Origin of the sequence: Pseudoalteromonas holothuriae, from assembly GCF_945859825.1 — a bacterium.
Taxonomy (GTDB): Bacteria; Pseudomonadota; Gammaproteobacteria; order Enterobacterales; family Alteromonadaceae; genus Pseudoalteromonas; species Pseudoalteromonas holothuriae.
In genome coordinates this window covers 290,802-305,482 of record NZ_CAMAPC010000005.1, presented here as the reverse complement: position 1 = coordinate 305,482, position 14,681 = coordinate 290,802, and the positions used below count along the sequence as shown (strand labels likewise).

Here is a 14,681-nt window from a genome sequence, read left to right as displayed (position 1 = left end):
GATATGTTAAGCTAACCAGTACTAATTACCCGTGAGGCTTAACCATACAACGCCAAAGTGGTTTGTTTGTTAGAAGTTAGTATTAACTAGAGTAGATTTTTACGAATTATCAGCGAATTCCGAATTTTAAGAATTAAACAGGGTGGACGAGCGAATTTATATCGCGAAATGAGTTCACCTTGCGCAAATGAGATGTTCAAGCGTAGCTTGATGTTATAAAGCATTTGCAGAAAAGATTTTCTTGGTGACAATAGCGTTTTGGACCCACCTGACCCCATGCCGAACTCAGAAGTGAAACGAAACAGCGTCGATGATAGTGTGGCTTTGCCATGTGAAAGTAGAACATCGCCAGGATTTAATTAAGAGAAAGCCCGATTCGAAAGAGTCGGGCTTTTTTGTTGTTGGTGCCAAATCGTCTCGTACAGTGCAGAGGGTATAGGCATTGATAAAGAGACGAATTAGCGCAAGGTGAAGTGAAGACCTTCACAGTCGTTAGTCTGATATTCCCTCAGCGGTTGTTAAAATAGCTCATTGCACCTTGCGTAAAAAGAGCGTATTCGCTTCGCTCATGTCGCTAACCTTTTACACTTACTTCACCTTGCGCAAAGGAAACGCACTCACTGCGTTCGCTATCGTTAACCCTTTGCACGATAATTTGCGCAAGGTGAAGTGAAGACCTTCACAGTCGTTAGTCTGATATTCCATCAGCGGTTGTTAAAATAGCTCATTTCACCTTGCGTAAATGGAATGTAAGCGCTGCGCGCTTTGTCATTAGATATTTTCACTATCCATTCTCGACTACACATCTTCGTCACTCGATCCGGTATTGAAATAAAGTGATCCCATGCCTTTGAAACTTCACCTACAATTTCTTCATACCCCGAAAACACTCTATTGGATAAACAATGTTGTCGTATCCAGCTCCATACTTGTTCTATTGGATTTAGCTCTGGTGAATAAGGAGGAAGCTTTATTAGCGTGAGGTTGTTAAATTCTGCCGCAGTATCATATGTGTGCCAGCCTGCACCATCGATTATCACAACAGCGTGCCTTCCAACTGGCGTAGCTTGTGATATCTGACTCATGTGTTGTCTCATCGCTTCTTTGTTTACGAATGGACTGACTAACGCTTCTGCTTGGGCAGACTGCACCAAATAAATACCCATACTCAAACTGCTGTTGTTTTATAACCCGTGGTCGAGTGCCTGTTTCAGCCCAAATACGCGTAGTTGGATTTTGCTGACCAAACCGTGCTTCATCCTGAAACCATACGTCGATACGTTCAAGAGGAAGGTATCCCGGAGTGTGAAGGATCGTTTCCAGTTGGAAGTTTTTTAAAAGCTCCTTGGCTTTGTAATGATTGTTTTGGATGTTTCGTACGACTTGTGAGCCAACTAAAGCCAAGCTGCTTCAGTATTTTATAGACATGATTTAAGTGTTAATGTAACGTTCTATGTTCGTGCGCTTTATAAATTCAGAGAGCTGTTTAAGTTGCGTTTGTTGCAATCTAGATGGACGCCCTTGAATAGGCTTGTTGTCTAAGCCATCCAGCCCATGCTCTAAGTAACTAGAAACCCATTTATTAACACTACTTCGCGCTATGTTAAGGCGCTTGATTACCCTCATAAAATAATGACACAGCAAGTAATGACATGCGTTTTCGTGCATTTGGTTCTTTTCGAGAAAGTGCTAAAAGCTGTTCTGATAGGTTTGGGTTCAACATTGTTTAACCGGTGATTTTATATAACCTATATTAGATAAGATATTTAAGCGGGGTGGTATAACTCGTGAGTGTTTGAAAAATGGCATTGTTGAATATATGTGATATTACAATTTAAAATGGATTCATAAAGTTATTAATGTTCAGTTGTGAGTAGATAGAGAAGGAACTTTAGGAGTAATGTCTTGCTAGTGTTGGCCAGAGCACATAAAATAAGCATTTTATTTATATAAACCAAAACCGCTTAGCAATTTTATTTATTTGGTATTTAAAATGGGGCGACTGATGGGACTTGAACCCACGACAACCGGAATCACAATCCAGGGCTCTACCAACTGAGCTACAGCCGCCGCAATAACTACACCTATTTAGTGTGTGGCGCGCATAATACATAAATATTGGACACTTGCAAAGTGTTTTTGTGTTTTTTATGGAAAAAACACAAATAAAAAAATCCTTACATACCGACAATATTCATATAATCTATGTATGATCTGCTCAAAATTAAAAACCACGCCTAGGAGGCTTTATGGATACAGCTATTACATGGTTAAATGATAACTCTGATTTATTACTTCACTTTTCGGTGCAGGCTCTTATCGCCTTACTCGTTTTGTTTACTGGCATAAAAGTCGCAAAAATGTGCGACAGGTTAACGGTTAAAGCTTTTGACAAGCGCAAAATAGATAAAGCAGTTGCCGGTTTTGTTGCCAATATAGTCTACGCAATTGTGTTTGCAGCCACCGTATTGATGGCGTTATCACAAGTTGGCATTGAAACAACCTCTTTTATCGCAATTTTAGGTGCTGCCGGTCTTGCTATTGGTTTAGCGCTTCAAGGGTCGTTATCAAATTTCGCTTCAGGTGTACTTATTATTATTCTACGCCCCTTTAAAGCCGGTGATTATATTGAAGCAGGTGGTAAGGCAGGTAGTGTGCAAAAAATAGAAATTTTTTCTACAGAGTTAAAAACACCAGATAATAAAGTTATCATAATGCCAAACTCTTCGATCATGTCTGGTGCAATAGTAAACTTCTCAAGGGAGAAAACGCGTCGTATTGATTTGGTTATTGGTGTGGGTTATGACGCAGACCTCAAACAGGCAAAGCAAGTATTGAAATCAGTGTTAGAACAAGATGAGCGTATTCTAAAGGAGCCAGCTTATACAGTAGCTGTACTAGAGCTTGGTGATTCTAGTGTGAACTTTGTTGTTCGCCCATGGGTGAAAACGCCTGATTATTGGCCTACATATTTTGACTTAGTTGAAAATATAAAAATTTCACTGGATGAAGCCAGTATTAATATTCCATTTCCACAAATGGATGTCCACCTTCATAAAGACTAATTATTTAAAGGTTATTGAGTAATGAAATTAAAACTGTTGTCCTTGTGTGTAATCACGATTATAGCCAGCAAAGCATCTGCGCAAAGCGATGAAGCCAAAAAGGTAAAGAAAACGTGGGATGTAAGTAGTGAAGTTGGTGCTATTATTACCAGCGGTAATACTAAAACAACGACGTTAAAAGGTGGCATTAAAGCTAAGCATAATCTAGATAATTGGCACAATGAGTACAAACTCAGTGGTATTTATAAAGAAGATGAAATTGAAAATAGCGCTGGTGAACGTGTTACAGAGCGCACTAACGAAAAGTATTCACTTTCTACACAGGGTAATTACAAACTAACAGAAGACCATAGTCATTTGTTTATTTATGGCTCTTATGTATCAGATTACTTTGGTGCATATAGAAACGAAACTGTTGTATCAGTGGGTTATGGTCAACGACTGTTTAGTAATGAAAATATGTATTTAAATGCAGAAGTGGGCCCTGGTGTTAAGCGCTTTGAACATCAAAATGATAGTTCTGAGATAGATGAAAATGGAAATGCTTTGGCGGGAACGTCAGAAAGTGAAGTGATTGGAGTGGGTAAATTAGACTTTAATTGGCAGCTTTCTGAAAATGCACGCTTTACCCAATTAGTGGCTGTTGAGTACGGTGAAAGTAATACTAAAACAACCTCTGAATCAGCATTGATGACAAAAATTAATGGTTCGTTGCAAATGAAAGTGGCTTACAATGTTATTCATAATTCAGATGTATCGCCGGAAAAAGACAATACAGATACAGAAACATCGTTAACTCTGGTCTATAGCTTCTAACCGATTACACTTTTATACATAAATGGGGCCTGTGGTCCCATTTTTTTTGCGCTAGAAATGCTGTATCATTCGTCGGTCAAATCGCGCATTCATTAAGGGTATATTTGTGAAGTTAAGTAAATTAACTGTCTTTTTTGTTCTATTTTCAATATTTGTTCTCAATTTGGGGGTGGCTCAGGCTGTATCACCAAGCCCAAAGCAAGTAGAGCAATTTAAAAGACTTCCAAAAGCTCAGCAAGAAGCTCTAGCAAAAAAATACGGTATAGATCTATCTAGCTTAGGTTTGAATACTGAAGATCAACAAAGCGATAAAAAAGATGCAGGCATAACAATAAAGCAAAGACAGCTGCAAAGAAACTTAGATGAAGAACCGCTTACAGAGGAGGATAAATTCAAACCTAAAAAAGAGGAATTAAAGCCTTTTGGTTATGAATTGTTCGCTGAAGCGAATGATAACTTTTTACCCTCAGATACAGCGACTGTTCCGAGTACATATAATGTGGGAGCTGGTGATAAATTTAATATTTCGTATTTTGGCAAAGAAAGCTTAGACATGACAATAGAGGTCGATTCTGAAGGGTCCTTACCATTACCTCTGTTAAGTCCTGTTAGAGTAATGGGGATGACTTTTGCTGAAGTGAAAAGTTTGGTTGAAAAACGAGTGTCTCAAAAAATTATTGGGGTAGAGGCGCATATTGCTATAGTAGAGCTAAAACCTGTTCGAGTGGTTTTAGTTGGCGAAGTTAAATACCCTGGTTCATATAGCTTACCTGCATTATCATCAATTACTCATGCCATTTTTGCTAGCGGAGGGATAACTGAAATAGGTTCCTTGAGACATATTCAGTTAAAGCGCAGTTCAAAAGTAAATACTAAGTTAGATTTATACGATTTATTGCTATCAGGTGATAATTCACAGGATAAATTATTAGAAAGTGGCGATGTTATTTTTGTTCCACCAGTTGGAAAGCAAGTTAGTATTTCAGGAGCTGTACTTAGGCCAGCTATTTATGAATTAACTGAGTCTGAAGATATGGGCTCTTTGTTGGTTATGTCAGGTGGGGAAAAGCCAGGGGCGCAAACTTCAAAAACGGTAATCGAAAGGTTTTCCGGCAATAGCTTAAAAACTGTTGTTAAAGCTGATTTAGCAAAAAGAAAAATACCACTACAAGCTGGAGATAAGGTTTATATTCCTAACTCTTCAAATGAATTTGATAATGCAATAACGTTAATTGGTGCTGTAACATATCCTGGCCGTTATGCGTGGCATGAAAATAGCAAAATTTCAGATGTTATTACCTCTATTAGGGCTGATTTACTCCCCATCGCTGATTACTCCTACGGACTTCTTCTTCGAGAAAAAGGCACAACTGGCATGCTGGAGGTACATCAGTTTTCACCTTTTCAAGCGTTGCAAAAAGCAGATGGCTTTGATTTGAAGCTTGAGCCTCGTGATAGTATTTTGATTTTTAGTCGCTTTGAAGAGCAAGAATTAGAAGAAAAGCAGCTTGTGAAATTAGCAGTTACTAAAGATGAATTAAAATTAAATGATAAAATAGCACTTTGGCAAGATTATGAGCAAACTCAGTTCTATGAGTTTATTAACCTTGCAGCTGAATTGGATAAGCAATTGCAAGAAGGCCAACAAGCTAATGATTCAGCAGGCAAGAATATTGATGATATTCTCAGAGGACAGAAAAGCGAATTAGATGAAGACGAATATGCAGTATTCAGCCGTCGAAAATTGCTCGAACCCTTACTGTTGCGTTTGCAACAACAAGCTAGTGCAAGCAATGGGCTGAAGATATACAATATAAGCGGTGAAGTCCGGTATCCAGGAGTTTATCCATTACCAGTTAATTCGACAATTGAAAATGCAGTAGCTGCTGCTGGCGGTTTAAAAGAATCGGCCTTTACAGAGATTGCGGAGATTACTCGCTTTGTTACAGGTAAAGGTGCACGTGTTGAGCATATAAACTTAGCATTATCAGAAGAACTTGGGAAAGGTAACAGCTCTACCAGAATACAGAGTAAGGATTCGATTAATATTTTGCCAAAGCCAAATTGGCAACAAAGCTATAAAGTTAATTTAGTCGGTGAATTTAAGTTTCCGGGTACGTACAGTATAAAAAGAGGTGAGACGCTTCAAGATGTTATTAGGCGAGCTGGCGGAATTACGGATTATGCTTTTGCTAGAGGTGCGATCTTTACACGTGAAGCAATTCGTCAAAATGAGCAGAAGCAGATTAATGAATTATCAGCAAGGTTACGAAGAGATATTGCATCGAGTAGCTTTCAGAGCTCAATCACAAGCTCAAAATTGAGTTATGCAGATATGGATAGATTACTTGGGGATTTATCGAAAATAGATGCGCTTGGCCGATTGGTTATTAATCTCGATGAGGTTATAGAAGGGCAGCAAAAGATTGAATTACGTGATAATGACACTCTTTATATCCCTACTCAACAGCATACAGTCAGTGTTGTTGGGGAGGTGAATGTCGCAACAGCGCATTTATACGAAGAAACCCAAACCCTTGAAAGCTATTTGAAAATAAGTGGTGGGTTGAAGCAAAGAGCGGATGATGAGCGTATTTATATCATTAAGGCCGATGGCTCTGTAAGGGTACCTAAAAGAGGGTCTTGGTTTGCAGTTGCAAATAATACTGAGATTGAACCCGGTGATACAATTGTGGTGCCATTAGACTCTGAATACATGGACGAACTTACTTTATGGAGTACAGCAACACAGATTGTTTATCAAATAGGTGTAGCTGCAGCAGCAATTAGCTCATTTTAAAGTGAGTTAATTTGTGTATATTACGGTGAGGTTTAAAGTTACACTATTTTATTTTTATAAAATAAAATAGTGTATGACAAGAAATTTTATGAAATTAGTATGTTAATGAGCGGTGCGACAGCAATCACTATACACAAGTGGCAGTACTGATGACTTAGACCACCTCTATTTTGAGAGTGAGATTATAATAACTAGGGTAAATTGGTTTGGAATTAAATGAAGCAATGATTGTCAAGCGTCATGAAGTTGACTTTACAGAAATTTTGTCGGCGTTATGGCAAGGAAAGCTGCTAATTATTTTTGTATCCATAATATTTTCGGTAGCAGGGGTTTTTTATGCTTTATCTTTACCCAATGTTTATAGAGCAACGACAATACTTGCACCAGTAGAGAGTGAGCAGGGCGGTATGCTATCTGGTTTAAAGTCGGAGTTTGGCGGTGTTGCTGCAATGGCGGGGATTAACATTGGTGGTGGTACTAGCAATAACGCTGGGCTGGCACTCGAAATTATGCAAAGTCGAGCGTTTTTAAATTCATTTGTCGAAAAATACGATTTAAAAGCAAAGTTATTAGCATCAAAGGGTTGGGATTTATCGAGTAACACGATTCTATTTAAAGATAAGTTATATGACACTGAAACTAAACAGTGGCTGAGACAAGTCAAAGCTCCAATGCAAATAGAACCTAGTGCGCAAGAAGTATTTGATTATATGATGGCGAATAATATTGAAATTAGTGAAGAAAAAAAGAAAGGGATAGTCAGGCTATCAATATCGCACTTTTCACCTGAGCTTGCTAAGTTCATTGTTGAACACCTCGTACTTGAAATTAATTTGTATATGAAGCAAAACGATATTACTGAAGCTGAAGGTAAAATTGAGTACCTTAAAAGCGCCTTAGAGGAAACCGTAGTTGCAGATATGCAACGTATATTTTATCAGTTAATTGAACAACAAGAGCAAACAAAGATGCTAGCGAAAACTCAAGCTCAATACGTGTTTAAAGTAATAGATCCTGCGGTTGTACCTGAACAAAAATCAGACCCTAAGCGAGCGCTTATTTGTATTGGCTTTAGCTTTTTTGGCTTGTTTCTCGCTGTAACTATCGTTTTGTTTAGGTACTTTGTAATAATCAAAACGAAGCAAAGAGAAATGTTATAAAATGTTATTGATAATTCTTTTTATTTTTCAAACGCGCTATAATCTCGCGTTGGTATTAGTGAGTCACTGAGGATATGTGGATCTGTATGGTCATATTTTTTGCTTTTTTTGCATCTTATTGCACTATTTTTATGGTAAAGCCATTAGCTGAAAGGGTTGGTTTAGTTGATGTGCCATGTAGTAGAAAGAAGCATGTGGGGGCGATTCCTTTAATTGGTGGTGTCTCTATTTTTCTAGCCGTTTTAATTTCAATTTTAGTGTTTCTCCCCATGGAGAAGCGCTTAATTGTATATTTAATCTGTGCTGCTGCAATTGTTCTGTTGGGTGTGATTGACGATTATAGGCAGTTAGGGGTGAAAATTCGCCTCTGTGTCCAAGCGGTCGTTGCGCTATTGATGATGTGGGGTTCGGATGCCTACATTCATAACTTAGGAAACGTGATTGGCCTTGGTGATATAGAGCTAGGCATTTGGGGAATACCGTTTACAGTCGTTGCAGTTATTGCTGCAATTAATGCTTTTAACATGATAGATGGCATTGATGGATTAGCTGGGGCAATGAGTATTATTACTTTTACTGCTATTTTGTTTCTTATGGCAGTAAATGGTGGTGAGCTGAGTGTATTACCTCTAATTATAATTGCGACCATAGTGCCTTATCTCGCGTTTAATTTAGGTGTTAAAGGCCACAGAAATAAAAAGATTTTCATGGGAGACGCAGGCTCCATGTTTATTGGTTTGAGCGTTGTTTGGCTATTAATGATATCCAGTCAGTCACATACTAATAATGCCTTTAGTCCTGTAACAGCGCTATGGATAATAGCAGTACCTTTAATGGATATGATGGCTATTATTGTTAGACGAGTGAAAAAAGGGCAATCTCCTTTTATGGCTGATAGAGACCATTTGCATCATGTGTTTATGCGTATAGGGTTTAGCCCAAGAAGAGCTTTGGCAAGTATTTCATTCTTCGCAATGAGCTTAGCTGCAATTGGTGTTACTGGTGAGTTACTAGAAGTACCAGAGTGGGCAATGTTGTTAGTGTTCCTTATGGTGTTTGTTTGTTACTCTGCCTGTATACAGCATGCATGGCGCGTAGCAAGGTTTTTACGCAAATACGTATTTATTAAAAAGTAACTGGTAGTCAAATATGCAATTTAAATGCAGTAAAGATAAAAAAAATAATAAACAAGCAGGCTTCACGATGATGGAGCTATTGATTGTAATAGTTATTTTAGGGTTGTTAGCGTCGTTAGTTGCTCCTAAATTTTTTAATAAGCTTGGTACTGCAGAAAGGGGGGTTGCTGCGACACAAATGTCAGCCTTTGAAACAGCATTGGATACATACCGCTTAGATATCGGTCAGTACCCCCAAACACTTGATGCACTAAGAAAAGGTGAACACCCTCGTTGGGATGGTCCTTACTTACCGAAAGATATTCCATTAGATCCTTGGGGTAATCCATACATATATAAAGTACCTGGTAACGATGGCGCCCCATATTTGCTGATGTCTTATGGTGCTGATGGTAAGCAAGGTGGTGAAGATAGTAATAAAGATATAATGCATAAATAATGAATGCTAAATCTATATTAAAGTCTCAATTTGGAGTTTCTGAACAAGATATTGAAAAAGCGACTAATTATCAAATAAAGCACAATGGTCGTTTGGAGCATATCTTGGTCAACATGGGAAGCCTTTCTGATGAAGAAGTTCCACTTTTTCTATCAAAGCTTTTAGATTTACCCTTACTTGAGCTAGAAAGTTGGCTTGATAAAAAGTTGCCATCTATTGGTGTGGATGAATTTCAGTTTTTACAGAGTCAAGATTGGCTTCCGCTTGAAATAAGAGAAAATCATTGGATATTTGCAGCTCTTTATCCACTCAATTTAGCAATGAATGAATGGGTGCAACAAAACAACCTAGAGGTATCGGTTTATATTGCCAATGAATCTCAGTTGCAAAGTTTAATACCTAGTTACGGACATTCTCAAATTGATACAGATGACACGCAGTATAGTGATGCAGAAGAAGAAAAGCTAAAAGAGCTTGCATCTGAAGCACCGGTCGTTAACTTACTAAACTCTTTGATGGCTAAAGCTTTAAGGCAGGGGGCATCCGATATGCATTTGGAACCTTATCAAGGCCGCTATCGCGTTCGTTATCGTATTGATGGGGTTTTACATGAGGTTGAGCGTCTGGCACCAAAGATGCAAATGCCCTTGGTAACACGTTTAAAAATATTGTCTGGGATGGATATTGCGGAAAAAAGAAGGCCTCAAGACGGAAAGATAGAAACTAAAATTGCCAATCAAGAGATTGATATACGTGTCTCTGCATTGCCTCTAAATGATGGTGAGTCAATTGTTATGCGTTTCTTACGTAAAGATAATGTGCAATACGATATGTCAATATTAGGCTTATCAACAGATATTGAAGGCATGATAAAGAAGGATATCAAATCCACGGCTGGGGTTGTTTTGTTAACCGGCCCAACAGGTTCCGGAAAAACAACGACGCTCTATACGTTCTTAAATGCATTGAATAACGAAGACGTTAAAATTATTACTTTAGAAGACCCCGTTGAGTATCAGCTTCCAGGAATCAATCAAGTACAAGTAAATAGTGAGATAGGATTCGATTTTGCTGCTGGTCTGCGTTCAATTGTGCGTCAAGACCCTGACGTGATCATGCTAGGTGAAATCCGTGATAAGGAAACTGCGCAAATTGCACTTCAGTCAGCACTGACTGGTCATTTGGTATTTAGTACTGTTCATACTAATGATGCAGCGAGTGCTTACACTCGATTATTAGATTTAGGTGTAGAAGAGTTTTTACTTAATGCTGCACTTGTCTCGGTGGTTGCACAGCGTCTAGCTCGTAAAATTTGTAGTATGTGTAGTATACCACATCCCGATAAGCAAGCGTTAATTGAAGAGTATGGTTTACAAGAGTTTATACAAAAGTATGGTTTATCTCATGTTGATTTGCGTAAAGGTAAAGGATGTGATGTATGCTCCAACACTGGCTATAAAGGGAGAATGGCTGTTACAGAGTATTTAAATTGTGACAATACGATAAAGTCATTGCCGAAAAACGCTGACTTTATTAGTCAAGCGAAGCATCATAATGAGACGCTAAATCGACGAACTTTATTAGAAGATGGACTCTATAAAGCTGCACAAGGTTTGACAACAATCGATGAAGTGTTACGGGTTGCTGGTTAATGGATCTCTTTGACTACAAAGCTTTTGACAGCTCAGGTGCAAAATCGGATGGACAAATTGAAGCGAAAGATAAGCAACATGCTTTAACACAGCTAAAGCAGCAAGGATTACTGATTACTGAAATTAAAGCGTTTCAGTCACAAAAGTCTATTTTGCAATTTAGTAGCAAAGTCTCGCTTGCCGATTTAGAGTTTTTAACAGCTGAATTAAGTTTACTTTTGCAATCCGGCGTTAGAATTGACAAAGGTATTGACATTATTAGAAGGACTAAAGCTAAACCTGCACTTGCAAATATGCTGCGAGACTTGAATAGTGAGTTAAAAAAAGGGAACTCTTTATCAAGTGCATTCCGAGCACAACCAGACATATTTGACCCTCTGTATTGCAACTTAATTGAGCTAGGAGAAGAGTCTGGAAACTTAAGTGAAATATTTTCTGACTTGGCTAAAGACCTAAAGTTTAAACGTGATCTACGAAGTAAAATAATTGGTTCGTTAACTTATCCGCTTGTCATACTCGCAGTTTGTTTACTAAGTGTGTTCTTTATTTTTAATGTTATTATTCCGAAAATGTCAATTATGTTTTCTGATGCACAAGAATTACCCTGGTACACTGAACTTATGCTTGGTGCGAGTAATTGGATGACTGCTAATCAAAGCTATTTGATATTTGCAATTTTTCTGGGAAGTATCGGTCTGTTATATGGCTCTAAACAAGCTGGGTTTATCCAGTGGTGGCAAAGAGTGTCGCTGAAACTTCCCATCATCCAAAACGCGGTAACAACAATTGAGCGAATTAGGTTTAACTCAGGTTTATCTATGATGATTAAATCAGGAGTTCCAATTGATAAAGCGTTAGCGTTAAGCTCAGGTAACGTAAAAAATCATTTACTTCGCAGAGAGTTGGAGATTGCTAGGACAAAAGTTAAGCAAGGTAGTGCTTTAGCCTTGGCATTAAGGCAAACTTCACTATACCCAGATTTTTTTGTCTCTTTACTTGAGGTTGGTGAAGAGTCGGGTAACCTTGAACGAGTATTTGAAGAAATAGCTAATCGTTCTCGTCAAGACTTTGAATCTTGGACGACCCGTATGACAACATTAATTGAACCTTTAATGATTCTCTTTATGGGAGGGTTTGTAGGCAGTGTTGTTGTTATTATGCTATTAAGCATGGTCTCACTCAATGATATAGGCTTTTAATAGATAATGAAGCATATCAATGGCTTTACATTAATTGAATTGATGATTGTCATGATGATCGTTGCACTACTCACATCTCTTGTTGGACCTTTAGCTTTTGAAAGTTTGTCTCGTTCGCAAGCAAAATCCGAGGTGATGGAGGTTAAAAGAGTGCTTGCTAGCGCTAGCCAGAAAGCCTTTTTACTCGGAGAAAAACTTGAGATAGAGCTATCGGGTAGTGAAATTAAGATCTTAAAAGTTGACAATGTTCAATTACTAAAACAAATGAACTTTGAGTTGGTTTCTTTTAAACCACAAAAATTTGAATTTAATAGTAAAGGCCTTACTCAAAGAAAAATCGTTGTCGTCAATTACCGAAATAGAGACTCTGAAATTGATGTTATAGAACTTATTACAGGTAGTAAGCAGGATATTGTCAAATCCAGAGGCAACAATGAATAGCAAAAGCTTGGGCTTTACATTAGTAGAGATAATGGTAGCGAGTGTTATCTTGTTTGCGGTGCTATCAACAGTTAGTATGGTATATCGCGGGGCTATTTTATCTAGCACTAAAGCCGCTGAACATTTGCAGATTAATGCCCAAGTTCAACCACTGTTAGAGCAAATAGAAACACAAGTTAGGGCAATGAGTAGTACCAATCAAGAGAATTTAACTTTTGAAGGTCAAAGCAATCAAGTCAAGTTTGAGGTTAGTGCTAGCCTAATTGACTTTCGTGCTGCACCAGACAGGTTTAACCCTGATAGTGGGGAATATATAGAACTACCTCTGAAATATAAGCTTTGGCGTATTCATTTGCAGCTTAGTTATAATAATACGAATAAGAGTTTTACTTTCACACAGTTGGGTTGGCTAGATGCCTAATAAAATGTATACACGCAGCCAACAAATCGGTTTTAGTCTTATTGAGTTAATGATTTCGTTGACAATTTTAGCCATGCTAATTGGTACCGCTACGCTGAGCTATCAAATATTGATGCAACGTTGGCAAAAAGGGTTGCAACAATTTGATAGGAGTTACCAGCAATACCATAGTAATACTTTATTACAGAGTGTTATACGTGGCATATTCCCATATGTGGTTGTTGATACTAAGGGGACCCCTTCTTTCTTTTTTATCGGAGGAGAGCAAAGCCTTCTAGCTGTAACCAGAAACGGCTTATTTGATGATAGTAGCCCTGAAATTTTTAGACTTACATTGCAGAGCAATGGAGATGGTACATTTCGTTTAATATATCAAAGTAGTCCTATGGATGAAGTGCTGTTAGTTGGAACAGATCAAGAAATTGAGTTTGTTAATACTTTAGTAATGCACGATGGTTTAAGTAAGTTGGAATTTAAATATGTTGGTTGGCATAGCCTAAAAGATAGAGCAAGTCAGCCTGTACCAAAAAAAAGTACATTTCAAACTTATTCAGGAATAGATAGTCAATTAATGCCACAATCTATTGAAGTGATGCTCTTCAGCAAGCTAGGGTCACTTACCTTTAGTGGTGTCTATGATACCGATTCCTTTAAAGAACTGTCGGCCTACTTTTCTGAGGTGCAATGATGTATCAAAAAGGTATTGCGCTGATCCAAATATTGCTTTTTAGTGCGATTTTGACAATTGTTGCACTTTACTTTTCTGGTGTTGCTAAAAATCAGGTTGGAATTAGCCAGTTAACTTCCGATAGGGCCGAGGCTTTAGTACTACTTCATGGTGCGCGTCAAAAGCTGTTTTTTGATTTGCTCACAAATCAAAAATCGTTAGTGCCTCAAGATAATGACCCCTATCAGTGGAACTTCTTTGGTGATTCGTTTGAACTTGCACCTGGAGTTACTGTACAAATGTATGATCTAGCTTCACGAATAAATATTCGATATCCAGAGCGCGCGCGTCTCATTGCTTTTCTTAAACATTCAGGTATGGATGAACAAGCTGCAAGTAACTGGGTGTCTGACTTGTTAGACTATCAGGATACTGATATTATCGATGACTTCGGGAGGCCTGAGCGTTTATTATTTGGTAAAACCAACCGAAATGGTCCGCTTAGTGATAAAAGTGAAATTCAAAAACTAGGTTTAGAGCAACAAATCGCCAAAAAATTACTGCCTAATATAACTTTGTTTAGACGTAGTTCATTCAACCCTATGAATGCTAGCCCTGAACTTTTAGCGGCTTTATATGGTCAACGCGTCTCATCAAAAATCATCGAATTAAGAAGGTTATCAACTACAACAAAAGATAGTTTTAAGCGTCAAACGGGTATTGAGGAGTCGGATGGTGTTTTTATTTTCCCTTCACATAACTTACAAATTATTATTTCAAGTAGGGTAGGTGAGGTGCGCCTTAAACACAACTGGACAGTCAAATTCGATCCCTATGCATCGGTGCCGTCCTCCCCATATACTCCTATATATATTAAGGAATAAC

At 38.1% G+C, this 14,681-nt stretch carries 12 protein-coding genes, 1 tRNA gene, 1 rRNA gene and 1 pseudogene; 13 read left to right on the top strand and 2 right to left on the bottom strand.

All coding sequences use genetic code 11. The features are described from left to right. Window positions 1–240: 240 nt before the first annotated feature. Window positions 241–354, top strand: a 5S ribosomal RNA gene (rrf, locus tag OCI93_RS09370). Between the two features lie 419 nt (window positions 355–773). Here rrf and OCI93_RS09365 read toward each other — a convergent pair. Together OCI93_RS09365 and OCI93_RS09360 are read right to left on the bottom strand one after the other, a co-directional pair. Then, window positions 774–1,723: pseudogene (locus OCI93_RS09365) on the bottom strand (IS630 family transposase); the annotation flags it as partial. A 271-nt stretch (window positions 1,724–1,994) separates the two neighbouring features. Further along, a tRNA-His gene (locus OCI93_RS09360) sits at window positions 1,995–2,070 on the bottom strand. A 179-nt stretch (window positions 2,071–2,249) separates the two neighbouring features. Here OCI93_RS09360 and OCI93_RS09355 point away from each other — a divergent pair. From OCI93_RS09355 to OCI93_RS09300, 12 genes are all read left to right on the top strand, one after another. Continuing rightward, window positions 2,250–3,065: a mechanosensitive ion channel family protein gene (locus tag OCI93_RS09355; protein ID WP_261591866.1), complete on the top strand. Its 816-nt coding sequence runs from the start codon at window positions 2,250–2,252 to the stop codon at window positions 3,063–3,065. Between the two features lie 21 nt (window positions 3,066–3,086). Continuing rightward, window positions 3,087–3,881 carry a DUF481 domain-containing protein gene (locus OCI93_RS09350; RefSeq protein WP_261626271.1) on the top strand — a complete coding sequence of 265 codons (795 nt, stop codon included), beginning with the start codon at window positions 3,087–3,089 and terminating at the stop codon, window positions 3,879–3,881. 106 nt (window positions 3,882–3,987) lie between these two features. Then, window positions 3,988–6,681 carry a polysaccharide biosynthesis/export family protein gene (locus OCI93_RS09345; RefSeq protein WP_261626270.1) on the top strand — a complete coding sequence of 898 codons (2,694 nt, stop codon included), beginning with the start codon at window positions 3,988–3,990 and terminating at the stop codon, window positions 6,679–6,681. 206 nt (window positions 6,682–6,887) lie between these two features. Continuing rightward, the gene (locus tag OCI93_RS09340; RefSeq protein ID WP_261591869.1) at window positions 6,888–7,841 is read left to right on the top strand and encodes a Wzz/FepE/Etk N-terminal domain-containing protein; all 954 of its coding nucleotides are present in this window, start codon (window positions 6,888–6,890) and stop codon (window positions 7,839–7,841) included. Between the two features lie 74 nt (window positions 7,842–7,915). Beyond that, window positions 7,916–8,977 (top strand): UDP-N-acetylglucosamine--undecaprenyl-phosphate N-acetylglucosaminephosphotransferase, encoded by a 1,062-nt coding sequence (gene wecA, locus OCI93_RS09335; protein ID WP_261591870.1) that lies wholly within the window; start codon window positions 7,916–7,918, stop codon window positions 8,975–8,977. A 13-nt stretch (window positions 8,978–8,990) separates the two neighbouring features. After that, window positions 8,991–9,416 carry a type II secretion system major pseudopilin GspG gene (gene gspG, locus OCI93_RS09330; protein ID WP_261626269.1) on the top strand — a complete coding sequence of 142 codons (426 nt, stop codon included), beginning with the start codon at window positions 8,991–8,993 and terminating at the stop codon, window positions 9,414–9,416. Continuing rightward, window positions 9,416–11,068, top strand: coding sequence for a GspE/PulE family protein (locus tag OCI93_RS09325; protein ID WP_261626268.1), 1,653 nt, complete (start codon window positions 9,416–9,418; stop codon window positions 11,066–11,068). The genes gspG and OCI93_RS09325 overlap by 1 nt, the downstream gene beginning before the upstream one ends. Further along, the gene (locus OCI93_RS09320) at window positions 11,068–12,267 is read left to right on the top strand and encodes a type II secretion system F family protein (RefSeq protein ID WP_261626267.1); all 1,200 of its coding nucleotides are present in this window, start codon (window positions 11,068–11,070) and stop codon (window positions 12,265–12,267) included. Before OCI93_RS09325 ends, OCI93_RS09320 begins: the two co-directional genes overlap by 1 nt. A gap of 6 nt (window positions 12,268–12,273) precedes the next feature. Further along, window positions 12,274–12,708 carry a pilus assembly FimT family protein gene (locus OCI93_RS09315; RefSeq protein ID WP_261626266.1) on the top strand — a complete coding sequence of 145 codons (435 nt, stop codon included), beginning with the start codon at window positions 12,274–12,276 and terminating at the stop codon, window positions 12,706–12,708. After that, window positions 12,701–13,129, top strand: a complete 429-nt coding sequence (locus OCI93_RS09310; RefSeq protein ID WP_261626265.1) for a PulJ/GspJ family protein — start codon at window positions 12,701–12,703, stop codon at window positions 13,127–13,129. Before OCI93_RS09315 ends, OCI93_RS09310 begins: the two co-directional genes overlap by 8 nt. Further along, window positions 13,122–13,817: a PulJ/GspJ family protein gene (locus tag OCI93_RS09305; protein WP_261626264.1), complete on the top strand. Its 696-nt coding sequence runs from the start codon at window positions 13,122–13,124 to the stop codon at window positions 13,815–13,817. The genes OCI93_RS09310 and OCI93_RS09305 overlap by 8 nt, the downstream gene beginning before the upstream one ends. Beyond that, the gene (locus tag OCI93_RS09300) at window positions 13,814–14,680 is read left to right on the top strand and encodes a general secretion pathway protein GspK (protein ID WP_261626263.1); all 867 of its coding nucleotides are present in this window, start codon (window positions 13,814–13,816) and stop codon (window positions 14,678–14,680) included. The genes OCI93_RS09305 and OCI93_RS09300 overlap by 4 nt, the downstream gene beginning before the upstream one ends. Window position 14,681: the final 1 nt, after the last annotated feature.